This is a genomic window from Photobacterium indicum, assembly GCF_003026215.1.
GTDB classification, from domain to species: Bacteria; Pseudomonadota; Gammaproteobacteria; order Enterobacterales; family Vibrionaceae; genus Photobacterium; species Photobacterium indicum.
In genome coordinates this window covers 68,348-93,509 of record NZ_PYOC01000010.1, presented here as the reverse complement: position 1 = coordinate 93,509, position 25,162 = coordinate 68,348, and the positions used below count along the sequence as shown (strand labels likewise).

The window sequence follows — 25,162 nt, the reverse complement described above, 5'->3', positions numbered from 1 at the left end:
TAATGAAGCTATTAAGCAAACGATTGGCTTTCAGGTGCACTTGTTTCCTGATGTAAACAGACTGTTTCCTAAATTCTTACCAGCGTGATCTTGTTAGTCTGCTTGTTAGCCAATAGAATTCATTTAATTAAAAAGTTGTGTACCATTTGTTGTAGATAAAGTGTACACATATACCTATAAAGTCAGCCAAAGAAAGAACATACTATGAAATTGGAAGCGGTAGATTATACGGCAGATAACGCCGAAGAGCTTTTTGTTGAGTCTTTACGAAATACTGGATTTGGTGTGTTGAAAAACCACCCGATTCAACAGAAACTTGTTAGTGCTATTTATGAAAATTGGTATAACTTTTTCGCTAGTGAAAACAAAGATGGTTTTCGTTTCAATGTAGAAACTCAAGATGGTTTCTTCCCTTCCGAAATTTCTGAAACGGCAAAAGGTCATACCCAAAAAGATATAAAGGAATATTTCCATTACTATCCTTGGGGTCAGTGCCCCGAAGCGTTAAAAGAAGAGCTACAAAACTATTACGATGAAGCGAATAAACTTGCTGGTGAGCTATTGTCTTGGGTAGAAAAACATTCTCCAGAAGATGTAGCTAATAAATATTATCAGCCTCTTTCAAGTATGGTTGAAGATAGCTCTCAAACGTTATTGCGTGTGCTTCATTATCCACCGTTAAAAGGGGATGAAGAGTTGGGTGCAATTCGTGCTGGCGCGCATGAAGATATCAACTTATTAACTATCTTGCCTGCTGCAAATGAGCCTGGTCTTCAGGTTAAATCTAAAGAAGGCGATTGGTTGGATGTACCTTGTGATTTTGGTAATTTGATCATCAACATCGGTGACATGCTGCAAGAAGCTTCTGGTGGTTACTTCCCGTCTACAACACACCGTGTTGTGAATCCAGATGGTGCAGATAAAACGAAATCACGTATTTCTTTGCCTTTGTTCCTTCACCCTAAACCAGAAGTCATTTTATCTGAGCGCTATACCGCGAATGAATACTTGATGGAACGTTTACGTGAGCTAGGTGTTATCTAAGTTCTTGTGCGTTATATAATAAAAAGAGCCAGAAGGCTCTTTTTTATTATCGTTATTACTCTATGACCATTTGTTGTCAGAGTGAGTAAGAGGGTTACTGAACCACTTCACCGCTTTCTACAACTGTTTTACGTACTTTGTCGGCAAATTCTAATGCTTCTTTACGAATCGCTGTTTCATCAATAGTCAGCATATTACGATTTTCCATTAACACTTTACCGTCTACGATAGTGTGTTTTACGTTAGTCGCATACGCAGAGTAAACTAAAGCAGAATATGGGTTGTAAACAGGAACCATATTAGGTGCTTTAGTATCAATGACGATAATATCTGCAAGCTTGCCATTTTCAAGAGATCCAATGGTGTCTTCCATATGCAATGCACGGGCTGCACCAATTGTCGCCATTTCAATAACGTTAAGTGGTGGCATGGCTGCGCGATCATGATTAACCAATTTATGCACCTTTGCTACTTGGTTGAATTCATCAATCGTGCTTAATGTGTTACCAGACATAGGGCCATCAGTACCTAAACCAACACGAATACCTTGCTCTTGCATTTTAATGACGGGTGCAACACCTTTCGCTGATTTGATATTTGCACTCATATTATGTGCAACACCTACATCGTGCTTTTTGAGTAAAGCAATGTCACTGTCGTCGACATTGATTACATGCGCACCAATAAGGTTAGGTGTTAAAGCGCCAATGTCAGCCATGTAAGCAACAGGTGATTTACCACCACTGCGTTCTGCTATAACTTCATTTTCACGATCAGATTCAGCTAAATGAATCATTACAGGTACATCATGTTCTAATGATAGCTTTGTTATTTTTTGAAGTATTTCAGTGGTATTTGTATAAGGTGCGTGAGGGGCAAAAGCCGGTGTAATACGAGGGTGGTCTTTATACTCTTCAATAAAATTGAGCGCATATTGAATGCCTTCCTCAGCATTTGCCGCATCAGCTACAGGGAATTTAATGACGGATTCACCTAAGATAGCGCGCATGCCAATTTTATCGACAGTTTTTGCTACTTCATCTTCAAAATAGTACATGTCAGCGTATGTGGTTACGCCACCTTTTACCATTTCAACGTTACCCAATTGTGCACCAATGCGTACCATATTACGCGACACTAACTTCTTTTCTAATGGGAATATATAACGGTGTAGACGATCTGGCACATCATCGGCTAGCGAGCGAAATACCGTCATAGAAACGTGGGTGTGAGTATTAATTAGCCCTGGCATTACGATATCGCCATCAGCATCAATCGTTCTTTTTGCTTGATAATCTTCTACATCTTTACCATTCGTTACCGCAACGATTTTATTACCTTTAACTGCAACAAGGCCTTGTTCAAAAACAGTTCTGTCTTCGTTCATGGTTAGTACAGTTGCATTTTTAATTAATAAATCTACTTTTTCTAGAGCCAAAGCAGATGTGCTAGCAAGGGTTGTAGCTGCCAGTGATACAGCAATAAGTGTTTTTTTGAACATCGATAACTACTCGGAGTCGACAAAGATGACGCTGATAATACGCATTCAGTTGTCGTTGAAAATTAGTATTTTGTAGCTTACTAACAAAACGTGAACAGCATCATGTTTTTGTTGCGCCTAATTCAGTTCTACGCAAGATTTTGCCGATATTACGAACAGCGAAACGATTGCTTCGGTATATTGTTCGTAATGTCGACACTTATTTTTACTGCTTCTTTAACGCGTAAATCATCCAACTCGTCAGTATTGCGCTGCAAATAGGCAAGGCAACCCAAACACCATTTACACCAAAATATTTAGCGAGTACAAAGATAAAAACTGAAATGAAGATTAGCTTACCGCCAGTGAGTATCGATGCTTCTTTCGCTTTGTTGATTGATTGGAAGTACGTCGCACCTACGAGTAATAACCCTTCCATTGGCAATCCCCAGAAATAACGGTACATACCATTAATCGCTTCAGGTTTAAGCGTAGGGTTATCTCCAGCAAATAGGTAGACCACCCAATCGGATAAACCATAAATAACCAAGAGACCAATTACCGCAATAAGTAGCGTTACGCCAAATGCGATATTGCGAGCTTGAATAACACGATCATGAAGCCCTGCACCAGTGTTGTAACTGGTGATGGGTTGAATGCCGAGTGCAATGCCTTCAAAAATCAAATAGAAGAAAGCTTCCGTATAGCTAACGATGCCATAAGCAGCAACATGAATTGCGTCACCAACCCATAGAAATGCTTTATTGTGCAGAACCAGTACAACCGATAAGTATAAGTACATTAATAAGCTTGAAGTACCCAATTGTAAAATCTGAATAACGGTATCAAGTTTTAAGCGAATGCTATCCCAGCCAATACGTAGTGTGCTTTTATCGCTAAAGAAATGTTGCAAGCAAAGTAAGCAAGTTGCTGCTTGAGAGAGCATAGTCGCAATAGCTGCACCCGTTAAAGCGTAAGGGAAAACAACGATAAGCAGCCAATCTAAAACGATGTTTAATATACCACCGAATATCATGATATACGTGACACGCTTGGGTTGGCCGTCGTTTCGCAAAAGTGATGAAAACGCCATAGAGATAACGGCAAATGATCCCATCAAGAAATACCAGAAGAGGTAATCAGACGCCATTTCTAAAATCTGACCTTCGGCACCGACCCAAAGTAGAATATCTCGGCCATACAACAGACCGATAACACTGAGTAACGCTGAAGCTAAAATGCTGAGAATGAGCGTATTCCCAACGATTTTTCGTGCTTGGGCGGTATCATTTTGTCCTAACTTTATAGATACAAGCGCTGACGCCCCCATACCAATCATTGCACCAACGGCATAAAGCGTTGAACCAATAGGGTAGCCAAGCATAATAGCCGCTAGCCCTTGTTCACCAATAAAATGCCCAACAAACATCCCATCAATGGCAACATAAATGCCTGTAACAAGCATTGCGGCGATGGTTGGCAAGGTATAACGCCAAAACAAACTAAAAATGGATGCATCGCGAAGTGATAATGGTTGCGAGTTATTAGATGCTGTTATTGACATAAAGTACTTCTATGTTGAGCCGAATTGAAATTCTTGAGTACGGTAGTGAATGTGACTAAAAATGTCGATTGTTTTTATTGAAAAAGACCTTTTAGTCGAGTAGTTATCACGTTTTAATTTTTACAACTATAATGCTTAAAAGAGCAACAGACCTTAGGTATCGACTAATATTCATGCTGTGTTTTGCTTCATTTTATGACTCGTTTAAAGAGGTGCTTCATGCTTTGTAACGCTCTTCTTCTTTACAGCGCGTAAAAATAGCGGAACAATGGGCAAGAATTAATGTTTAAGTAACGTTTGAAAGAGATTATGGCTGAAAAAAAAGCAAACCCATTTAGTGATTTAATCTTTAACATTATCATTCCCTCTGTGGTTTTGATGAAGTTGAGTGGTGATGAATACCTTGGTTCTGTAGGTGCACTGGTTGTTGCATTAGCATTTCCGATTATATTTGGTGGTTATGAACTCATTAGGTATAAGAAATTCAATTTCATTTCGTTACTTGGCTTCGTTAGCGTGTTATTAACGGGTGGGATCGGACTGCTAGAGCTTGATACCAAGTGGCTAGCGATTAAAGAAGCATTCATCCCTGGCCTAATTGGTCTTGGTGTGTTCATTTCAACTTTTACGAAATACCCAGTGGTGAGTAAGTTATTGTTAAATGAGAAAGTACTTAATTTACCAACCATTAAAGAACGTCTTGCTGAAACTAATCAGCAAGCAAAGTTTGATCGCTGTTTAATGCAATCAAACTACTTGTTTGCGAGCACATTTGTTTTTTCATCAGTAATGAATTACATACTTGCAACCGTTATTGTCACTAGTCCTGCAGGTACAGCTGGCTTTAATGAAGAGTTAGGTCGTTTAACATTGATGAGTTATCCCGTGATTGCTATTCCATCAATGTTGATGATGATGGGGATCTTCTATTTTGTTTGGCGTCAGATCCGTCAAATGACGCAGCTTGAAACAGAACAAATATTCAATACAAAATAGTAGAAACTACACGCCCTAGAGTTTAAACAAGATTACCGGAATCGAAAGGTTCCGGTTTTTTTGTGAGTAAATTGAAGCTTAAATCGAAGGTGAAAAAAGCGTTACCTATTAGCAGGGGAGGGTAATAACGTGTTAAATACCAGCTAATTATGATGAATAGCGAATGATTCTATATTTAAAAGAACTGCCCCATAAGTAAGAATTATTAAGGGAAATCATACTTTTTAGTAGAAATCGTCGATACTTATTGAATCAGCTTGGTTTGGCATTGGATGCTCTTAACTTTTTGTGGTGTGTTATGAAAGCATATTCTTTTTTATTCTCATTTTTTCTGGTTGCTTGCAGCTCTCAACCCCATAACAGTAATCTTTTAAGCCAACAGAGTCAGTTTATAAAAGAGGAATGTAATAGCCATTCTGTCTCCAACCTTTCCGTTTCCTTTGATCAATTTATCAATGAAAGGCAACGTGAATTGGTGGTATTAAAGCCAGAAATAACGACAGAAAATTATAACCAGCTTAATTTTGCTTTAAAGGATTTCTCTAATCATTGGGCTTTACTTCGAACAGAAAGATATATGGCATGTGAGCAGTTAGCGACATGTGTATACGACAAAACCAAAAACCATAAAACCCAAGATTATTCTGTCGACGTTTGTGAGAGCAATAATTTTAAATACAATGTTAGCCGAGCAAAACTGCTTACCTTCTTCAATGACCTTGAGCGAATAGAACTTCAGAGGTTGGAGGAGTAAAGACTTGATGCGATTGTACAAGGTCAGTATTGTATACCCAAGCTACCTCAAGGTGCAGGATTCAGAGTGATCTCAGCGTATTTAATTCAAGGAAAATGTGTGTAGGAATGGCATTCCCTTTCAAAGACATTTGACACAGAAGTAGATACGCTGAATCACTCCCGAAGGGCGAGTTTTGTTGGACTCTATGCGGTGTTACTTATTTTCAACGTAGAACGACTAGGTCTATAAATAAGTGCCTTGCCTAGAGCCCAACAAATTCTCGCTGAAACGAGCATCTTGAGGTAACTTGGGTATAGGCATTATAAAATGAATAAGCACTTATACCCAGCGATGGCGAGTGCAATGGAAGTAGAAATGAAGTTAATCACTGTTGATTGCCCACATTGTAATAAAGCTAATGCGATCTCACCGCAATCACTGTCTAATACGGTCTCTTGTGAATACTGCCGAAAACCGTTACTTGATGGAAAACCCGTTGAGGCCAATACGCAAAATTTTGATAAATTGGTTTTAAGCCCAAAACCTGTCGTTGTCGCATTTTGGGGGCCTAATTGTTCGCCGTGTAATACATTTAAACCAATCTTTGAAAAAGTAGCCTCTGAACGTCAGTCACAACAACGTTTCTTGCGTGTTAATAGTGTACAAAATAAAGCAATTGCGACGAAGTATAGAGTTCGCGGTGTACCTACCGTTATGGTGTTTAAAAAGGGTAGGCAGCAAGCAGTATTGAATACGGGGTTAAAAAAGAAAGAGTTCTGCCTATGGCTAGACGATGTCCTACAGTCGTAATCGCTCACAGTCAAAATGTCCGATTGGCTAAATGTTCAATCGCGTTAGATAATGAAAGCCCACAACGTTAAAAAGATGATATCTCTAACGCTTAAATAGTATAAGCGCCACATTCAGTTACATTTTACTAACAAGCAAGATTAGTGTTACTGTGGGGTAACACTATGAACAACAACTATTCTTTTAATCAATGAAGATAGTTAGCTGGAGGAATTTATGACGATTAGTCGTAAAATTAGTAAAGAGCGAATGGCATTAAAGTTATCTTTAGCTGGCACTATTTTAGTGGCAAGCTTAGGTATTGGCTACGGACTTTATGTTGATTCAAACGCCATTTTACTCGATGGTATGTTTTCACTTTTAAGTATGGGGATGACAGGGCTAAGTCTTTATACTGCATTTCTAGTAACAAAACCTGATGACAAACAATTTCAATTTGGCTATGCCCATATAGAGCCACTTATTAATGTAATTAATGGCTTACTTATCTTAATTACTTGTTTATTTGCATTTATAAGTGGTGTAAACACCATTATTGATGGTGGGCATGAAATCGTCTTAGAACATGCATTGATATATGCGGTGCTTTCAACAATCTGCTGTTTTGGTATTTATTTTGTTGAAACATCTATCGCGAAAAGTGTTGATTCAGAGTTAGTTAAAGTTGACTCTCAAGAATGGCTAGTTGACGGAATATTGAGTGCAGCAATTTTAGTGGGTTTTATTTTAGTGCTCATATTCGATTCTATGGGGTATACCCGCTGGAACGCTTATATCGATCCGATTTTGGTTTCAACTCTTTCTATCGCTGCTTCAATATTACCGATTAAAGTGTTACGTCGTAACTTAAAAGAGGTGCTATTAGTCGCACCACAAAACAAAGCACAACGTCATGTAGATCGTACAATAGAAAGGCTCTCAAAAGCATACCGTTTTGATGGATATACGCACCACCTTGCTAAGACGGGTCGTCAATATGACCTTGAGATTAATATCTTAGTGAAAGATGACTCATTATGGACGACAAAGCGGCAAGACCATATACGTCAGATCATCTGGGATGAGTTATCAGATGATTTGGGCGAAACATGGTTATCAGTCAGTTTTACAGGTCAAGAGCGCTGGTTGTGATAATTGAGTTAAACGATTATCCACGCATTGATGAATATTTTAAATACGGCGAAAGCCGTATTTTTTAGCATGATAGTTTATGTAACAGTAAGTTACAGAGTGTTTCGTTTCTTACTGCTTGGGTGTAAAAATCAAATGTTATGCTTATTTGTTCAGTGAGAAGATGCAAGCGTACAAATCATTTCAATACCAATTCTTCTAACAAATAATAGATCTTAAGCTATAATTATATTTGTATTCAATATGATATAGATTAAATGAGTGCGTTTCGAATGTGAATTGATTTAATGGGTGTGTTGTAATGTTAAATTTTGTGGGTTTAAATTGATGTTTTTCCGTGCAAAGAACAATAAAATGGAGTATCTTTCTCATGCCTCTTTAAAACATTTTGTTACAAATTACTTTGAGGCAAAGTAAAGATAATTAACTAACAGCCATGTTAGTAACTTATAACTGCGACCTTATCAGGTAATGTATGGAAATCATTTTAGTTTTAGCCTTTATTATCGGTGCTGCCTTCATCATAGTAAAAGAAAAAAAGTGTACTAAAGGGATTGATCGCTCTCGTGATGCTCTTTAAAAGATAAGGCGCTGTTCTAAGCGCTTTCTATTCCTCTCTCGCATGATCCATCGTCAATAAGTTCACTGCATTCCCTTATGTTATTCCTGTATAGAATCCTTTAACTTTGATATTTATCAGATAGTTACCATCAATTCTTGTGACTTTATTTTCGATGAAAATTTTATTGTCAAAGTCGTGATCTATATCGTTATCATATTAAATTAATCGCTTGTTTCTCAATGCAGGAGTGAATAAAGTGAGTCAATTATTATGATTGAACTCAATAGTTATTCGTTAACAAGTTATTGAGACGATGGTGCTTTGCTAAGTAAGGCATGATTACGAAGGTTCAAGAGCTATGTGTGTTAGTTGTAAGTTGAGAGTTAAAGGTGTTAAAAAGGATGATTGGTTTAAAAAATGTAGAATGGAATTTTTATCACTCTCTCTCGTGATAGGGTTAGCTTTTCTTTTCTCGTTATCTGCAAGCTTCTTTTCTCGTGTACAACTTTCCTATGTAATCAGCTCTGATTCTAAAGATCTTCTTAATACATATATGCTTCGAATTGATAATTATCATCCAATGATGAAAGACATTTCTGATAATTTTCAATTTAATTGTAAAGCTTTAGATGAAAATAAAATTCAACAAGTTGTTTACGATGATTACTTTATTCGCCGTGTTACATTAACAACAAATGATGGCGAGCAGTGTACAAGCTTTAAAGGGGCAAGTGCAGAAAGTAAACTGTTACCATTAATTGATCAGCTGAGTGCAAATCTTTCTTTGTGGGTAACCTCTGAATTAGGTGATAAGGAAAACCTGTTGGTTGTAGAATGGAAAGATAAACGAGGCTCAATGCTGGTCCATATGGAACCGTTGATTTCCGATATATTGAAAAATAAATATTGTGATAATTGCGTACTAAGTTCAATAACTTCAACTGATCATCCGGCAACATCGTTTTGGCGTGGTGACGCTTCTTTATTAGAAGTAAAGCCATTAATGAGCTCTGAATTTGCGAATAACCTTCGTATTGATACTTTTGTAAAACCTGAATTATTAGCAAAATATAAAGAAGCATTATGGTTGCCTTTATTTTTATTTGGGGGGGCTATTGGTGTTCTATTTATTGCGATGCACCGACTATTTGATCGACGAAGAATGTCACTACATTCAATGGTTGAGCAAGGTTTAGTCAATAAAGAGTTTGTTCCTTACTATCAACCTATTGTGAATGTAACGAGCCAATCATTGTATGGTTGCGAAATGCTTGCTCGTTGGAAACGACCGGGGCAAGAATTGATTTCCCCCATGGAATTCATTCCATATGTAGAAAAAAGTGGTCAAATATTACCCATAACAGAACAATTAATTAAAAAAGCAGTTGATGAAATTGGTAAGCTGAATTGGCAAAACACAAAGCAGATTATTAGTATTAATGTGGTACCTGAACAATTAGAAAGTATTGAAATTATTGATCGTTCACTCGATTTATTAAGATCCTCCAAATTAGAGGCGACACAGTTAGCTTTTGAAGTGACCGAGCGTAAGCCGTTTAACAACTTAACAATGGCATCTGATGTCATCGAATACCTAAGAGATAAGGGTATTGATGTGAAGTTGGATGATGCTGGTACGGGTTATGGTGGGTTCAGTTATATACAAGAGCTAAATATTAGAAGTCTTAAAATTGATAAAATGTTTGTTGAAAACATAGGCACATCAGATATCAAATTATCTCTATTGGATTCGATTATTGCATTTGGTAAACAAGCCGGAATGGAAATGATTGCCGAAGGTGTTGAAACAAAAGAGCAGTCTGAATATTTAGCTGAACAAGGTGTGTATTTACAACAAGGTTACTACTTTGGGCGACCGATGGTATTTCGCGATTTTGCTTATTTCTGTAAAGGGATTGCCTCGCACCTCCCTTTAGCAGAGGAAGAGATACTACGTGTTGGGTAAGGCGTAGCTATTAATATACCGTTACATTTGAGGCGAGCATTATGCTCGCCTTCAACTTGTTTTATGCGAAGTCTTTTTATCAAAATATGCAATTAACTGTGCTTTTCTCGCCATTCTAAACTTAAGCGACTAATTTCTCGTTCAGTCTCTTTCCACATACTTGTTTTAATAAGCTCTCGATATTCACCTGTTGGCCGTTTTAACAGCGTATCCAGAATGGGTATATTAATTTGGGGCAGACCGTCTAAAGCCTGAATAGCACCATCTCGATTATTGCATAGCATAACCATGTCACAGCCAGCTTGCTGAGCTGCTATAGCGCGTTCGCTATAACTGCCCATAACATCTGCACCTTTCATATTTAGATCGTCTGAAAATACGACGCCTTTAAATTGTAAATCTTGGCGTAATACTCGTTTTAACCAGTAATCAGAACCACTTGCTGGTTTGTCATCATAAGCATCAAATACAACGTGCGCAGGCATCATTGCATCTAATAAGTTATTTTCAATAAGGTATTTAAACACGATCATATCGTGCTCTTTAATGTTCTCTCTTGAGTCAAACGGTGTTTCGAGATGAGAATCAGCAATAACACCGCCATGACCTGGGAAATGTTTCCCCGTTGTTGCCATGCCTGCTTGTTTCATTCCTTTAATAAATTGGCTAGCATATTTGATGATTTTCTTTGGATCATCAGAAAAAGCACGATCACCAATTGCCTTACAATCAAAGCCAAGATCCAATACAGGGGCAAGGCTTAGGTCGATATCCATAGCCAGCAATTCAGCAGCCATTAACCATCCCCCCTTTTTAGCGAGCTCAACGCCATTGTTATGTTGTTCGAATGCGCGAGCAGGAGGCAGTTGCGTGAATTCTTCACGAAAACGTTGTACTCGTCCACCTTCTTGATCAACGGCAATAAGAAGGGGCTTAGCAGCCGTTTTTCGAATGTCTTTGGTGAGAGCACGTAATTGAGCACGATCGTGATAGTTGCGTGCGAAGAATATGATACCTCCCACTGTTGGGTGTTGGATTATTTCACGTTCTTCTGCATTAAGTTCATAGCCTAATACATCAAGCATTAATGGACCCATGGATGTGCTCCGAAATAGGGGAATATCAAAGATATGGGTAAATTACCACAGCCCGAGATATCCGCAATTTGAATTATGATTTGCTGTGAAATAATTATTGCTGAAGAGGTGTTAAATGCAGTTTCGTTGCACAGTATTGTCCTCACAGGTAAACACTGTGTTTATTGGTATAATTATAATGTCTTCTTCTTTCTTACTGGCTTGGTACGTTCCTGTTGATAAACACCGATAAAGTGAGACTTAAGTCTAATTAATGCGAGGTTGCATGTAACAAAAAGGCTTTAACTGTGATCTTGATCTCGTGTGTTTTTGGTCTTAACGCTTACACTGTTTACAGATTAAGACTATTTTCTTTAGATATGAGATCACATCATGACGGTATTAGTAGCGATTGCATTAACAACAGGTATTTTGTCAGGTATCTGGGGCTGGGTCGCCATTTCACTCGGTTTGCTAAGCTGGGCAGGGTTTTTAGGCTGTACTACTTACTTTGCATCACCGAAAGATGGCATGAAAGGCTTAGGTCTAAGTATTGTTACTAATCTGAGTGGTGTATTTTGGGCAATGGTGATAATCCATCTCTCAAGTATGTTTAGCCTTGAAATTATTGGTTACGTTGTAACGGCTGTTGTTGCATTCATGATGTGTGTTCAGGCTAAAAAATCATGGTTAAATTTTATTCCTGGTACTTTTATTGGTTCTTGCGCAACATTCGCATCTAACGGTGATTGGCAGTTAGTTATTCCATCATTAATTTTGGGCGCTTTATTTGGTTATACCATGAAAACGTCAGGGTTATGGTTACATGAGAAGCTACAACATCCAAATTCCAATCTAACGGCAGCGAAAGCCGAGTAGATATTCGAAACATCCCCGATATAATTCAAAAAAATCCACTGAGTGTAACTGTTGCCGCATTTACGTTATTTGAATAATGTAAATGCGGTTTTTTTTATCGTTTTTTTAGAAATAGACAGCTATAAGCAAGGCACAAACTGACCACCAAAGCTTGTGTTTAATGCTATTAGTGATTCAATATGGGTGCCTTTAGGGGCGAGTACACATACTCTTAAATCTTTATTCAGTAAGTGTTGCACTTGATTAACAACCGTTTCATTAGAATAGCTTTCACGTTCAGCATCACGGCGACATAGGTCGACGAAAATATCATCTTTAGCCTCAGGAAATAATACATATTCTGATTGCTGCATGAGTCGAAGGGCTTTTAATGACAGCATTTCTGTGTCATCACCTGTTTCAATCAGATACAAGTTACCCGTTTGCACGGTATTGTTTTCAAGCAGCGAGGTAAACGCTGCTTCTAGATCATTTTCTGTCGCTGCATTCTCAACGGCTGGTAATCGAAAGTAAGCTTCCCAAAACTTACGCCTTTCATCTACGGTACCAAAGTATTGCTTAATGCGACTGCGTTGTTTACCGGAATAAGCAGCAAGCAGACTCAAATTCTGAGGTAGTTGAGTTTCTAGTTTTTCTCGTATAAAACGCACCAAAACAGGTGAAGCACCACCACTAGAAACGGCCACTTGAATAGGGGTTCTATCGATCATTGATGGCGTAATGAAATTACAATAGTTTGGATCGTCGACAACGTTGGTCCAGATACCTAATGCGTTAGCGTCATTAAATACTTGGTGATTCAGTTCTCGCACATCCGTTGTTGCCCACACTTGATGAAAACCGATTACATCATTCGATTGATATTCTCTGCTTATGTAATTGAGCTTTTTGTTATCGACTAAGCGGGATAAGTGAGGATGCAACTTAGGCGATACAAGCGTGATATCTGCTTTTGCTTTCAGTAATAGGTCAACTTTTCTACAAGCAACTTCACCGCCGCCAATAACTAAGATTTTTTTACTCTTCAAATTCAAAAAAACTGGGAAAAAATCCATTACATCTATGCTTCCTAAGTATTGTTTATGCTGATTGCGGCTAATGTTTGTGGCTATTTAAACCATTATTAAGCTATTTGTTATATATATCCAATTTTGAAATATTTTGAAACAAATTACCTTCAAAAGGTGTGTATTATTTCCTACCATTCAGCTTTCATTAAAGCTGAATTGTTACCTTATTCTTATTAAAAAAGTATATGTTTTCTCAATGTTATTTTAATTTGAACGCACTTTTATTGTGTTCGTTTTTTTGTATGTTTTATTTAAATCGATGGTCAGCATAAATGAATAAAAAACTTATTATCGCAACGCTGGTAAGCGCGAGCCTACTTGCTGGGTGTGGCGATAAAGTCTCGGGACAAAAATCTCCACAAGGTCCTTTAGTTGTTGTAGAGCCCGTAACAGTTATTGATTATCAGCAAGGTAAGCAATATGTGGGTCGTACAGAAGCACTTGAAGATGTGTTAATTACAGCACAAGTATCTGGGTATTTAAAAGAGCGCTTTTTTACTGAAGGGCAATTAGTAGAAAAAGGACAACTGTTATTTCAAATTGAACCGGCAGCTTATGAGGCTAAATTAGCGAGTGCACAAGCGGCCATTTCTCAAGCAGAAGCAAATTTAAAAAAAGCAGACCTCGATTTTAAACGTGGTCAAAATCTATTACCAAAAGGCAGTATTAGTGAATCGGAATTTGACCGATTAACGGCTGAAAACTTAAGTGCAATTGCCCAATTAAAAGCGGCGAAGGCACAATATCATTCTGCTGAAGTCGACTTATCATATACAAGTATTTCTGCTCCTTTCAGTGGTCGAATCAGTGATAGTAAAGTGAGCCTTGGTGATTTAGTGTCGCCTTCTTCGGGTGTACTTACTACCTTGGTTAGCCTAAACCCAATGCAAACCACATTTAACCTAAGTGAACGTGAACGTCTTGATTTAGGTATTGATTACTTAGATGGCAGTGGTGAAGGCAAGGGTAATGTTGAAGTACTGCTTACATTAAACAATGGCGAAGAATATGAACACCTAGGTGAAGTCGATTTTATTGGTAATCGTATTGATTTGAATACGGGGACGATTGCAATGCGCGCTAAATTCGATAACCCAGAACAACGCCTACTTCCAGGTCAGCACGTACAAGTTTTTTTACGTGAGAAAATTCCAGTTCAAAAAATTGTGATTCCTCGCCGTGCAGTACAAAGTGATCTTGAAGGTGATTTTGTGATGGTATTAAAAGAAGACAATGTAGCTGAGCGTCGTAACGTGATTATGGGCCCTCAAACAGTGCAGGGTATCATCATTGCTGATGGTATTGATGCGACTGATATTGTGATGACTAAAGGCTTACAGCGTGTACGTAACGGTATCACGGTTCGTGTTGAAGCAACTGAAGCGAAGGACAAATAATGCTAAGTCGCTTTTTTATCCAACGCCCAAAGTTTGCGTTGGTTATATCTATTATTCTTACCCTAGCAGGGGCAATTGCTGCCTTAAGCCTGCCTGTGGCGGAATACCCGAAAATTAGTCCACCTTCTGTTGGTGTGACTGCTTATTACTCAGGTGCAAGTGCTGAGGTTGTTGAAGAGGCAATTGCAGATCCGATTGAAGCATCGGTGAATGGCGTAGAAAACATGATTTACATGTCTTCTAAAAGTGCCAACGATGGTTCATACAGCCTGAATGTAACTTTTGATATTGGTACTGACCCAGATATGGCTCAGGTTAACGTCCAAAACCGTATTTCCCAAATCGAATCTAAGCTTCCGGCTGAAGTTCGTATGGTGGGTGTAACGGTTAAAAAGCGTTCTCCTGATTTATTGATGGTGCTGAATTTCTACTCACCTGATGGTAAGTATGGCGACCAATTCTTGGTTAACTACATTAATTTAAATGTAAAAGATCAACTTGCTCGCGTGAAAGGGATTAGTGAGGTTAATGTTCTTGGTGGTGGCGAATATGCGATGCGTGTTTGGCTTGACCCTGAAAAAATGGCTAACCTTGGTCTTACGACATCTGATGTGAACGCGGCTCTTGCTGAACAAAACGTTCAGGTTGCTGCGGGTCAGGTGGGTGCTCCTCCATACAATAATGCTCAAGAAGTCCAGTTTAACCTTGTAACAAAAGGACGATTGGAGACCGTCGAAGAATTCGAAGATGTTGTGCTTCGTGCTAACAATGATGGTTCGATTGTATTCTTAAAAGACGTTGCACGTGTAGAGCTAGGTAAGAAATTCTACACTGGTAATGGCATGTTCCGTGGGCAGCCAGCAGCTATTGTTACGCTAAACCTTCAGTCTGATGCAAACGCATTGGAAAGTGGTGAAGCAGTAATGAGTTTACTCGATGGAATGAATAAAGATTTTCCTGAAGGTATGGCATACGAAACAAGCTACGATACAACTTTGTTCGTTGCTGAATCGATTAAAGGGGTAGTTGTTACTCTGATTCAAGCCATTATATTGGTTATCGCAGTTACTTATATGTTCTTAGGTAGTATGCGATCGACATTAATCCCAGTTGTGGCTATACCTGTATCGTTGATTGGTACGTTTGCTATTATGCTTGCTGCTGGGTTTACGATAAATACAGTAACGTTATTTGGCTTAATCCTTGCCATTGGTATTGTGGTCGATGATGCTATCTTGGTTATCGAGAATGTTGATACCAATATGGCGCGAGATCCAAGCCTGTCACCTCGTCAAGCAACCTTGATTGCAATGAAAGAAGTAACAGGTCCGATAATTACCTCCACAATGGTTCTGTTGGCTGTATTCATACCGGTCGCAATGCTTCCTGGTATTACCGGTATTATGTACCGTCAGTTTGCATTAACCATTTGTATTTCTGTTGTAATTTCATCTATTAACGCATTAACACTTTCACCTGCTCTATGTTCTTTAGTGCTGAAACAAGGTGATGGTAATAAGTCGCGTTGGTTTAAGGTATTTAACCAAGGTCTTGATAAAGTTACATTAAAATATGGTGCTATTGCCGGTTATTTGGTTCGTAAATCTGTACTGTTAGTTACATTCTTCATCTTGGCTGTGGGGGCGGTAACCTACTTATCCAAGACGACATCAACTGCGTTTGTTCCAACAGAAGATAAAGGTATTTTACTTGTTAACGTTCAGCTGCCAGATTCAGCCTCGTTATCTCGTACTGAAGAAACAACCATCAAGCTTCAAGATATTCTTGCAGAAGAGCCAGGTATTGAAGGTATTACTGTTGCAAATGGTTATGCGTTCTTAACGGGAGCCGCTGCATCAAACGGTGCATCACTGTTTATTAAGTTAAAAGAGTGGGGTGTACGAAATGAAATGGAAGGTGATCATTCATCATTTGCTATTTCAAATCGCATAAATGCTCGTTCAGCAAATGAGTTACCAGAAGCGATAGTATTCGCGATGGGCGCCCCAGCCGTGCCAGGAATGGGCGCAGCTTCAGGCTTCGAGTTTGTTCTTGAAGATACCTTAGGTCGAAGCCGTACCGACTTGGCGAATGTCATGGGAGAGATGATTCAGAAAGCGAATGCGCAGCCTGAAATTCAATTCACCTTTAGTACATTCCGTGCCAATGTTCCTCACTTCTATGTTGATATAGACCGTGTGAAAGCGAAGCAACTAGGCATACCACTAACAGATATTTTCCAGACGCTACAGGGTAACTTAGGTTCCATGTATGTGAATGACTTTACTTTATACGGTAAAAACTTCCGTGTAACAGTACAGGCAGACAGTGAATACCGAGATAATTTAGATACACTTGAGCGTTTTCATGTGCGTTCAGCCTCTGGCGATATGATTCCATTGAGTACGCTTACTTCTATTGAGCAAGTATTTGAACCTGATGTGGCATGGCGTTATAACATGTATCGTTCGGCAGTCATTCAAGGTAGCCCAGCACCGGGTTATTCTAGTGGTGATGCGATTGCTGCAATGGAGCGTGTAGCAGCTGAAGTGTTGCCGCAAGGTTATCAGTATGAATGGACAGGTATGGCTTACCAAGAAGTAAAAGCTGGTAACCAAGCGATCTATGCGTTTGCACTGGCTCTAATCTTCATTTACTTGTTCATGGTTGCTCAGTACGAAAGCTGGAGTATACCTCTTGCTATCATTCTGGTTGTTCCTGTAGCGACATTAGGGTCGTTCTTGGCTCTTGCCATGACAGGTACACCGTTGAATCTGTATGCTCAGATTGGTTTGGTTCTCTTGATAGCCTTGGCCGCGAAGAATGCGATATTGATTGTAGAATTCGCCAAGATTGAACGAGAAGAAAACGAGCTGGATATCGGGAAGGCAGCGGTACGTGGTGGTAAATTACGTTTCCGTGCGGTGAATATGACATCGTGGTCATTTATCTTGGGTATTTTGCCATTAATTTTTGCATCTGGTGCGGGCCATATTAGTCAGAACTCGTTAGGTATTTCCCTAACAGGTGGTCTACTTTGTGTGTTACTTGCAGGTACCTTCTTGATTCCAGGCTTCTTTGCTCTGGTTCAGAAACGTCGTGAGAAATTCCATGGTGGTTCAACAAAGCTTATTGCACTTGAAGATGAAAAGTAGAAGCTAAGCACCTATAGAGCCGTTTAGTTCTGGCTCTATAAATAAAAGACAAAAAGGGTTCCTCTTTTACGTTAACTGTAAAAGTTGGAACCCTTTTTTAATGTTTAGCGTTTAATGTACAACGTGTTTATTATTAATCGCCAGCTCGTCTATTTTTGATGAGCTTTTTTACTTTTGATGAATATCTTTACGACGCATTAAACCAATAGCAGCTAAGCTAAACAAGCCAAACAATGGTACTGAACCGCCCGATGAGCCTGAGTCTACAGGTTGGCTTTTAGCGCTAGGCCTATCAGCAACAACCATAAATGGGTCTTTTGTAATGGTTGGTGCATCTACTGCGTTAAGTGAAAAACTGTTATCACCTTCAGTTGCGTGAATTGTGCCTTCAATCCAATCTCTATAGCTTGAAAGCTGCGTGAATTGGCCATGTAATTGATAGTATGGATTATTTTGATTGTCATTTTTGATTTTACAATCAGCCCCGTTACTGGTGATGCCAACAAGGCGTAACCCTTTATCTGTATCTGCGATGTTCAATGGGTTCTGCCAAATTAAAGGGCCGCCAGAATCGCCAGCACAAACATCTTTTACTAAATCAGCAATATTGGAATCAGCACAAACAAAATAATCGCTGTTATAGATTTTGTTATTGCATTTACCGTCAGGAATACCGCCCAGTTTTACCACTTGTAATTCGGAAGGAAATGCTCCATTGGCTACGGTATCCCCCCAGCCTGATGCGATGAGATTGGCCTTTGAATCTGAGCCCTGACTCCATGTATTATCGAAATTATTATCGGCAGATTGTTGTTCACCAACTGTCGCTATTTTAATGGGTTGCGCGACGTTTAACATACTACGATCAACTTGAAACAGGGCAACGTCATTTTCGAATGTTGTACTGTTGTATGCTGAATGATGAAAACGCTTGATAACAGTGAACTTATACTTAGCATCAAGCTTCGAAAAATCACCTTGAGGGATATAAGATGTACCTGCAATAACCACATCGCCTAATGCTGACACATCACAGTGTGCGGCGGTTACAACCCAGTTTGAAGCAATAACAACGGCTCCACATCCAGTAGCATCAGCATTAGTTTGTTTTATTGCGGCTTGCCATGGTAATAACAAGCTATCGTAATTGGTAGCATTCGTACCATTAATCGCTTTGGTTTGAGGGGTTGCGCTGAAAGCCAATTGTGGCGCTAATGCAAATGAAATAAGTGCTGCTATAGCGGTGGTTTTATACATCCTGTCATCCACTGAATTTTGTTTTTTTAATTTTCGCTAACTATATGATTAGGGCGTTGCTCTGTCTATATCTATTTGCTTTGCGAATGATTCTTGTGAGCAATTCTTTATTATTTTGCATGGTGTTCTGTTTGTATGTTTAGTTTATATATCATCGATTGTAAAGCTTAACTAAAAATGTTGAGCTAGAACAAGTTATTCATCTCATTCGAGTGATTCATAATGGCAAGAACGTTACTATCTAGAGGTATCTCTTTAAACTGTATTAGGATAGTTATGACGTTTAAAAATGTAATTGGTTTTGGTGTGGCGGGTAACTTTGCTGGTCATCTTGAACAAGCAGGTGAAGCGACAGATTTTCTTGCCGTCGAAGTAAAAGAAGCGATTCAACCTAAAGCCATTTTTCCTTTTTATGTGCCTTCAGACAAAGCAGGGTTTTTATCAACATACCCGCTATCTCACGATACAATTATTCCACCAAATGATGCCGATAACCTTCAGATCGAACCTGAAGTCGCGTTACTTTGCGATATCGAATATCAAGATAATCGCGTAGTCTCTTTAACACCGCGTAAATTTGCTGCATATAACGATTGCTCTATACGAAAGCCTAATGCAAAAAAAATCAGTGAAAAGAAAAACTGGGGCGAACACACGAAGGGTGTCGCGAGTACAATGTTTGATATTGATTCACTTGCAGAAGGTGGAGTGTTAGATAGTTACCGGATTGCCAGTTTTCATAAGCGTGGTGATCTTGTTTCTCGCTATGGTGAAGACAGCCCAGTAGTGGGTTACAGCTATTTTCATGAAAAGCTATTAACTTGGATTGTTGATCGTATGAACAATCAGCAAGATGTTGGTCCAACGGAAGATATCGCAATGCATTTAGCTAATGCTGATTATCCGGCTCAAGCGTTAATCAGTATAGGCGCAACCCGTTATACAGAGTTTGGTGAAACAACGTTTTTGCAGTCTGGTGATACGAGTATTGTTGTTGTTTACGATGGTAGCCAATACAGCCAAGATGAAATTACGGCAATGGCAGCAACAAATGAATTTTCTGCCGAAGGTTTATCTGCATTGGTTCAGCATGTAGCCTAAACATTGTTGTAAATGCACTAGTATACGAAGTGTAAATTTACAGAATATTAAGCCTGATTTGTCAGGCTTTTTTCATGAATGCAGTATGGTTGTTTAAATTAAATATGAGTAATTCTGAACAAGAATATCAAAACAAAACACAGCAGCTTCTACTTTCAGATATGTTAAGAATGAAATGTTTACGTGCAGTTAGAAGTTTGAATTTACCTGATTGTTTTTTAGGTGCCGGTTTTCTGCGTAATGCTATTTGGGATAGTTTGCATAACAAAGCCGAGATGACACCACTAAACGATATTGATGTTGTGTATTTCGATACAGAAGATATTTCATGTAAAACAGAACAAGAATTAACAGCGAAACTTAAAGTGCTCGTTCCATCAATGAACTGGGAAGTGCGAAACCAAGCACGAATGCATGTTAAACATAATGACCAACCTTATCGTAATACAACAGATGCAATTTCGCGCTGGGTAGAAATCCCGACTTGTGTGGGCGTTAAGCTTGATGAGGGAGAACAACTCATTTTTACAGCTCCATTTGGTTTGGCACACAATTGGGTTCTTAATGTTGAAATTAACCCTAAGAGGCCGATACCTGATATTTTTTATCGGCGTATAGAAGAAAAGAGTTGGCTGCGTATTTGGCCGTTACTCAATATTATACCGACAGATAAAGAGTGTAATATTCATAGCTGTTAAGGTTGCTTCTGGTAGAAAAAGGCTAAGCAAATAGCCTTTGCTTAGCCTAAATAATGATTCTTGGGTCTTGAGCTATAAACGCCAGAATATTTCGAACGATCCCATAGAGGTAGATGAGCGAATATCTTCTTCAAAATCTGGTGTGCTGGTTGCAAAGCTTAAACTTGTGCCCCAGCTAGGTTCGTAATATACAAAGCCTAAAACAGCTGTGGCTTGTAGGTTCTCAACATTAGTATCAGGCACATGGGCTGGGCGATCACCGTCGATCGTTATATCATTGAAACGATAACGGCCTTCTATACCTGTAAATACAAAATAACCTGATGCACTAGATGAAATCACGCTGACATCGAATAGTTTACCAGGCGTAAACCCGACACTACCAAAGTTTGAATCTAAGTTTTTACCCCAGCGAGCAACGGTACCAACGGCTAACTCACTCTGAAAATTCCCCACATTGACACGACCAACACTACTTAAATCATAATGCTGCATCAACCATGCATTATTTCGAGTGAGTAGGCGGTGTCCTTGGTATCCAAGGTTGAATACGACTTGGTTTTCGATTTGATCATCCCAGCCCATAGGCTCGTCTGAACCAACTATGCTGTGAATAAACTTTTGGCCATCTTCTGCGAAAGAATTGGGCCCGACAGTGCCTAACATAAAGCTGAATTTATCAACCGCACTTGCTGAATATTGATAAATACCCGTTTCTAAAAATAACAGCCCAGCGTAAGGGCGCTCATTAGGCGGGGGCTCTGTTGCTTCAATGTCTTCCGGTGTCCACATTTGTTGACCTAGGCGTAGACTCCAGCCTTGTGCACCAGAACTTAACGGCAAAATAGACGCAATTTGTCGTATAGGGGTCGGTGCACTCATGGCGACGCGGTTTGTTGCAGCAGAGTTGTATTCTAAGAAAATGCCGTTGCTGTAATTTTGGTCAGTACCTACGATACCGTCATTATCAATCGCAAACGAGAAGCTACCCGAATTATACGCCATTGTAGTTGATGAAAAGAGCGTGGTGATAGCAACAATACCGAGAGAAAAGTGATTCATTTACAATCCTTTGTAGCAGGGGAAATATAACAAAAAATGCAGAGTTTAGCTTTGATACAAAAGTGAGTATGTTGTTTAATATCATCAACATTTTACCGAATGCACGTTAGCAGTAGCTAGCCTTATTAGTGGAACTGTTAACAAAATCAGAGGTCGTGCATTATAGTGTGAAAAATGCACTAACACTGAGCATTAATTTGTAAGGAATTATATGAGGTAGCAGTGAGTTAAAGTACATAACAGATAAGGATATGTGCCGCGAAGCCGACACCTATCTGAAGTGTTGAACAAGCCTGAGCTACCTTATATAGGGAAATATTACGAAGAAGTGGAAGGGTGATGATTGGGTAGCGGTTGGCGCCGCTGGAAGTCTTTCGCCGCTACTAAATAACGAAATGGATTGATTCAGACTTTATTGTTTGCTGAACGTAACTTACGCATTACTGCTTTTTCAATTTCGACCAAGAATAAGATAGAGGAAGCGACAAGGGTGATTTGAAGCCATACTTTCAGCTCGATTGCGCAAGAACCAAAGATGGTTTGCATTATTGGCAAATAGGTAAAGCAGAGCTGGAATATTGCCAGTACCGCAATGGCAACTAATACATAGTGATTACCCGTTAGTCCCCGGTGACTGAAAATGGAGTCGAAAATATAGCGGGAGTTAAAGAGGTAAAAGACCTCGAACATCACTAAAGTATTCACCGCGATGGTTCTGGCTCGGGCAATATCCGCATCGTGACCGATCTCCCACAGGAACAAGCTCAGTGTACCCCCCATAAGGATCACCGAAACAAACCCTACTCGCCAGATAAGGTGGCGAGTAAGGAGTGGCTGAGAGGGCGGGCGGGGAGGACGCCGCATCAGATCCTTCTCTTTGGGCTCAAAAGCGAGCGATAGCGCAAGTGTTACCGCTGTTACCATATTAACCCAAAGGATTTGTACTGGCGTTAGTGGCAGATCTTTAAAGCCGAGCAAGACTGCCGCGAGGATGATCAGTGCTTCCCCGCCATTGGTGGGGAGAATGAATAAAATCGCTTTTTTCAAGTTATCGTAAACGGCCCTACCTTCTTCGACGGCAGCAGTGATGGTGACGAAGTTGTCGTCAGCCAAGACGATATCAGCCGCTTCCTTGGCCGCTTCGGTGCCATTTTTCCCCATCGCGGTACCGACATCGGAGCGTTTAAGCGCCGGGGCATCATTCACTCCATCACCTGTCATCGCAACGACATGATTATGTTGCTGGAAAATATCGATAAGCCGCATTTTGTGCTCGGGACTCACCCGCGCATAAATATCAATTTTGGTCGCAAGTTTGAATAACTCATCGTTACTCAGTTGGTCAATTTGCTGGCCAGTCAGCGCATCTAGGTTGTTGATGATACCGAGGTGGTAGGCGACGGCGCGGGCGGTTAGGGCATGGTCTCCAGTAATGATTTTTACTCTGATCCCGGCATTGTTACATGCATTGATAGCATCTATGGCCTCTTCGCGAGGGGGATCAATCATGCCAAAAATGCCAAGCATGATCAGCTGATCGTTAACGTCATCAAAGGTGAGTTCAACTTGCTCACTATGGGTTGGTCGATAGGCTATTGCCAGCACTCGCTCGCCGTTATGTGCCAGTTGTTCAATTTTGGCGTGCCAATAGTTGCGGTCTATGGGACTGGGGCCGGTGGCAGAGAGTTGCTGGCTGCACATCTCAAGCACTTGCTCTGGCGCACCTTTAAGGAAGATGAATGCGTCGCCGCTGTGGCTATGGTGCAAGGTGGCCATGAATCGATGCTCTGACTCAAATGGGATGAGATCGGTGCGTGGGTAGTGTTTGATTTCGCTGTCAGCATCAAAGCCTGCCTTAACCCCTGCAACTAATAGGGCGCCCTCCATGGGATCCCCGTGTATTTGCCATTGCCCACCGTGTTGGTGGAGAGTGGCGTCATTGCATAAGACGGCTGCTCGGATAACCTCAGTTAGCAGAGGCATCTGTTCGGGAAAGACGGTGTGTTGATCGATGGTAATCACGCCATGTGGGTCGTAACCTATGCCGCTAAGGATTACGTGGTGGTCTGCCGTGACGATATTGCAGACGGTCATTTCGTTGCGGGTCAGAGTTCCTGTTTTATCAGTACAGATGACAGTGACAGCGCCGAGCGTTTCAACAGCAGGAAGACTACGGATAACTGCATTGCGCCGTGCCATCCTTTCTACACCGATAGCCAAGGTGATGGTAATGATAGCTGGCAGTCCTTCAGGTATGGCGGCGACAACAAGGCTAACCGCGGCAAGAAACATGTCGGTGACGGGGTAGCTTCGGATCATCACCCCAAATGTGAAGGTGGCGACTGCAACCGCAAGGATCGTGGCTGTTAGCCAGTGACTGAACTGCGCTATTTGTCTTAGTAACGGTGTTGTTGTGGGCTGGACGTTTGAGACAAGGGTGCTGATTTGTCCTAGTTCGGTTTGGGCTCCAGTAGCTACGACAATACCAGTGCCAAGACCATGGGTGACAAGCGTACCGGAATAGGCCATCGATTTACGTTCAGCCAGATCGGCGGCGAGGGCAACCGGTTCGCTCTGTTTATCGACTGCGACAGACTCGCCAGTTAAGGTCGCTTCGGAGATCTGTAATCCTTTGCAGTGGCAAAGACGCATATCGGCGGGTATTTTGTCTCCAGACTGCAGTAATACCACATCTCCGACGACGAGCTGTTCTACCTCAACGGTGACCTGTTTCCCGTCGCGCAGCACTTCTGCCGTCGGTGATAACATATCTTTAATCGCTTTAAGGGCATCTTCTGCCCGCCCTTCCTGAATAAAGCCTATCACCGCATTGATCAAAACCACGCCTGCAATCACCCCGGCGTCTAACCAGTGACCGAACAGGGTGGTGATAACCATTACGGCAACCAGAACATAGATCAGAACGTTGTTGAACTGGCTGATAAAGCGCATTAATGGAGACCGGGTTGCGGAATCAGGCAGCTTGTTAGGGCCGTGCAGGGCAAGGCGCTGCACGGCGTCGAGGAGGGTTAGTCCATCAGGACTGCTATCCACGGTGTCGAACGTGCCTTGCACCGAGTCGTGGTGCCAGTGGTGAGGGGACTCGCTCATGCCGATATGCCCTGCTACGTGAATCGTCGTTTAATTGATTATTAGGCATTTTGAACTAGGTTGTGTG

The 25,162-nt window shown here is 40.4% G+C and carries 18 protein-coding genes; 11 read left to right on the top strand and 7 right to left on the bottom strand.

Annotation, left to right across the window (positions count from 1 at the left end):
• The first annotated feature begins 204 nt into the window (after window positions 1-204).
• Window positions 205-1,044, top strand: coding sequence for an isopenicillin N synthase family dioxygenase (locus C9J47_RS20945; protein ID WP_107255241.1), 840 nt, complete (start codon window positions 205-207; stop codon window positions 1,042-1,044).
• Between the two features lie 94 nt (window positions 1,045-1,138).
• Here C9J47_RS20945 and C9J47_RS20940 read toward each other — a convergent pair whose 3' ends face one another.
• Both C9J47_RS20940 and C9J47_RS20935 read right to left on the bottom strand, forming a co-directional pair.
• Window positions 1,139-2,545 (bottom strand): amidohydrolase, encoded by a 1,407-nt coding sequence (locus tag C9J47_RS20940; protein WP_107255240.1) that lies wholly within the window; start codon window positions 2,543-2,545, stop codon window positions 1,139-1,141.
• A gap of 205 nt (window positions 2,546-2,750) precedes the next feature.
• Window positions 2,751-4,088 (bottom strand): MATE family efflux transporter, encoded by a 1,338-nt coding sequence (locus C9J47_RS20935; RefSeq protein WP_107255239.1) that lies wholly within the window; start codon window positions 4,086-4,088, stop codon window positions 2,751-2,753.
• Window positions 4,089-4,397: 309 nt separating this feature from the next.
• On the opposite strand from C9J47_RS20935, the gene C9J47_RS20930 reads away from it, so the two are divergent.
• The 5 genes from C9J47_RS20930 (at window position 4,398) to C9J47_RS20910 (ending at window position 10,289) form a co-directional block, all read left to right on the top strand.
• Complete coding sequence (locus tag C9J47_RS20930) at window positions 4,398-5,084, top strand: VC0807 family protein (protein WP_006229656.1); 687 nt, start codon at window positions 4,398-4,400, stop codon at window positions 5,082-5,084.
• A 298-nt stretch (window positions 5,085-5,382) separates the two neighbouring features.
• Window positions 5,383-5,838, top strand: a complete 456-nt coding sequence (locus tag C9J47_RS20925) for a hypothetical protein (RefSeq protein WP_107255238.1) — start codon at window positions 5,383-5,385, stop codon at window positions 5,836-5,838.
• Window positions 5,839-6,147: 309 nt separating this feature from the next.
• Window positions 6,148-6,630, top strand: a complete 483-nt coding sequence (trxC, locus tag C9J47_RS20920; RefSeq protein WP_107255237.1) for a thioredoxin TrxC — start codon at window positions 6,148-6,150, stop codon at window positions 6,628-6,630.
• A 216-nt stretch (window positions 6,631-6,846) separates the two neighbouring features.
• Window positions 6,847-7,761, top strand: a complete 915-nt coding sequence (locus C9J47_RS20915) for a cation diffusion facilitator family transporter (RefSeq protein ID WP_107255236.1) — start codon at window positions 6,847-6,849, stop codon at window positions 7,759-7,761.
• Between the two features lie 986 nt (window positions 7,762-8,747).
• Window positions 8,748-10,289 carry an EAL domain-containing protein gene (locus tag C9J47_RS20910; protein ID WP_245903565.1) on the top strand — a complete coding sequence of 514 codons (1,542 nt, stop codon included), beginning with the start codon at window positions 8,748-8,750 and terminating at the stop codon, window positions 10,287-10,289.
• A gap of 92 nt (window positions 10,290-10,381) precedes the next feature.
• Here C9J47_RS20910 and nagZ read toward each other — a convergent pair whose 3' ends face one another.
• The gene (gene nagZ / locus C9J47_RS20905; RefSeq protein ID WP_107255234.1) at window positions 10,382-11,386 is read right to left on the bottom strand and encodes a beta-N-acetylhexosaminidase; all 1,005 of its coding nucleotides are present in this window, start codon (window positions 11,384-11,386) and stop codon (window positions 10,382-10,384) included.
• Between the two features lie 372 nt (window positions 11,387-11,758).
• Between nagZ and C9J47_RS20900 the strand changes: the two genes are divergently transcribed.
• The gene (locus C9J47_RS20900; RefSeq protein WP_107255233.1) at window positions 11,759-12,244 is read left to right on the top strand and encodes a DUF1097 domain-containing protein; all 486 of its coding nucleotides are present in this window, start codon (window positions 11,759-11,761) and stop codon (window positions 12,242-12,244) included.
• 119 nt (window positions 12,245-12,363) lie between these two features.
• On the opposite strand, the gene C9J47_RS20895 is transcribed toward C9J47_RS20900, so the two are convergent.
• Window positions 12,364-13,299, bottom strand: coding sequence for a precorrin-2 dehydrogenase/sirohydrochlorin ferrochelatase family protein (locus C9J47_RS20895; RefSeq protein ID WP_107255232.1), 936 nt, complete (start codon window positions 13,297-13,299; stop codon window positions 12,364-12,366).
• A gap of 287 nt (window positions 13,300-13,586) precedes the next feature.
• On the opposite strand from C9J47_RS20895, the gene C9J47_RS20890 reads away from it, so the two are divergent.
• Both C9J47_RS20890 and C9J47_RS20885 read left to right on the top strand, forming a co-directional pair.
• Window positions 13,587-14,711: an efflux RND transporter periplasmic adaptor subunit gene (locus C9J47_RS20890; protein ID WP_107255231.1), complete on the top strand. Its 1,125-nt coding sequence runs from the start codon at window positions 13,587-13,589 to the stop codon at window positions 14,709-14,711.
• Window positions 14,711-17,866: an efflux RND transporter permease subunit gene (locus tag C9J47_RS20885; protein ID WP_107255230.1), complete on the top strand. Its 3,156-nt coding sequence runs from the start codon at window positions 14,711-14,713 to the stop codon at window positions 17,864-17,866. Before C9J47_RS20890 ends, C9J47_RS20885 begins: the two co-directional genes overlap by 1 nt.
• A gap of 168 nt (window positions 17,867-18,034) precedes the next feature.
• Here the strand turns inward: C9J47_RS20885 and C9J47_RS20880 are convergent, their stop codons facing one another.
• Window positions 18,035-19,123, bottom strand: coding sequence for a trypsin-like serine protease (locus C9J47_RS20880; RefSeq protein ID WP_107255229.1), 1,089 nt, complete (start codon window positions 19,121-19,123; stop codon window positions 18,035-18,037).
• Window positions 19,124-19,399: 276 nt separating this feature from the next.
• Here C9J47_RS20880 and C9J47_RS20875 point away from each other — a divergent pair, with 276 nt between their 5' ends.
• Window positions 19,400-20,224 (top strand): DUF5718 family protein, encoded by an 825-nt coding sequence (locus C9J47_RS20875; protein WP_107255228.1) that lies wholly within the window; start codon window positions 19,400-19,402, stop codon window positions 20,222-20,224.
• 74 nt (window positions 20,225-20,298) lie between these two features.
• On the top strand, window positions 20,299-20,922 hold the full coding sequence (locus C9J47_RS20870; RefSeq protein ID WP_107255227.1) for a nucleotidyltransferase family protein: 624 nt from the start codon (window positions 20,299-20,301) through the stop codon (window positions 20,920-20,922).
• A 72-nt stretch (window positions 20,923-20,994) separates the two neighbouring features.
• On the opposite strand, the gene C9J47_RS20865 is transcribed toward C9J47_RS20870, so the two are convergent.
• Window positions 20,995-21,984 (bottom strand): lipid A deacylase LpxR family protein, encoded by a 990-nt coding sequence (locus C9J47_RS20865; protein WP_107255226.1) that lies wholly within the window; start codon window positions 21,982-21,984, stop codon window positions 20,995-20,997.
• 405 nt (window positions 21,985-22,389) lie between these two features.
• A complete protein-coding gene (locus C9J47_RS20860; RefSeq protein ID WP_107255225.1) occupies window positions 22,390-25,095 on the bottom strand; it encodes a cation-transporting P-type ATPase in 2,706 nt (901 codons plus the stop codon).
• Between the last annotated feature and the right edge of the window lie 67 nt (window positions 25,096-25,162).

Coding starts and splice junctions, on each gene's coding strand:
- C9J47_RS20870 (WP_107255227.1), top strand. CDS start 20,299: ATGAATGCAGTATGGTTGTTTAAATTAAATATGAGTAATTCTGAACAA.
- C9J47_RS20865 (WP_107255226.1), bottom strand. CDS start 21,984: ATGAATCACTTTTCTCTCGGTATTGTTGCTATCACCACGCTCTTTTCA.
- trxC (WP_107255237.1), top strand. CDS start 6,148: ATGAATAAGCACTTATACCCAGCGATGGCGAGTGCAATGGAAGTAGAA.
- C9J47_RS20910 (WP_245903565.1), top strand. CDS start 8,748: ATGGAATTTTTATCACTCTCTCTCGTGATAGGGTTAGCTTTTCTTTTC.
- C9J47_RS20885 (WP_107255230.1), top strand. CDS start 14,711: ATGCTAAGTCGCTTTTTTATCCAACGCCCAAAGTTTGCGTTGGTTATA.
- C9J47_RS20915 (WP_107255236.1), top strand. CDS start 6,847: ATGACGATTAGTCGTAAAATTAGTAAAGAGCGAATGGCATTAAAGTTA.
- C9J47_RS20875 (WP_107255228.1), top strand. CDS start 19,400: ATGACGTTTAAAAATGTAATTGGTTTTGGTGTGGCGGGTAACTTTGCT.
- C9J47_RS20935 (WP_107255239.1), bottom strand. CDS start 4,088: ATGTCAATAACAGCATCTAATAACTCGCAACCATTATCACTTCGCGAT.
- nagZ (WP_107255234.1), bottom strand. CDS start 11,386: ATGGGTCCATTAATGCTTGATGTATTAGGCTATGAACTTAATGCAGAA.
- C9J47_RS20860 (WP_107255225.1), bottom strand. CDS start 25,095: ATGAGCGAGTCCCCTCACCACTGGCACCACGACTCGGTGCAAGGCACG.
- C9J47_RS20925 (WP_107255238.1), top strand. CDS start 5,383: ATGAAAGCATATTCTTTTTTATTCTCATTTTTTCTGGTTGCTTGCAGC.
- C9J47_RS20945 (WP_107255241.1), top strand. CDS start 205: ATGAAATTGGAAGCGGTAGATTATACGGCAGATAACGCCGAAGAGCTT.
- C9J47_RS20895 (WP_107255232.1), bottom strand. CDS start 13,299: ATGGATTTTTTCCCAGTTTTTTTGAATTTGAAGAGTAAAAAAATCTTA.
- C9J47_RS20890 (WP_107255231.1), top strand. CDS start 13,587: ATGAATAAAAAACTTATTATCGCAACGCTGGTAAGCGCGAGCCTACTT.
- C9J47_RS20930 (WP_006229656.1), top strand. CDS start 4,398: ATGGCTGAAAAAAAAGCAAACCCATTTAGTGATTTAATCTTTAACATT.
- C9J47_RS20940 (WP_107255240.1), bottom strand. CDS start 2,545: ATGTTCAAAAAAACACTTATTGCTGTATCACTGGCAGCTACAACCCTT.
- C9J47_RS20900 (WP_107255233.1), top strand. CDS start 11,759: ATGACGGTATTAGTAGCGATTGCATTAACAACAGGTATTTTGTCAGGT.
- C9J47_RS20880 (WP_107255229.1), bottom strand. CDS start 19,123: ATGTATAAAACCACCGCTATAGCAGCACTTATTTCATTTGCATTAGCG.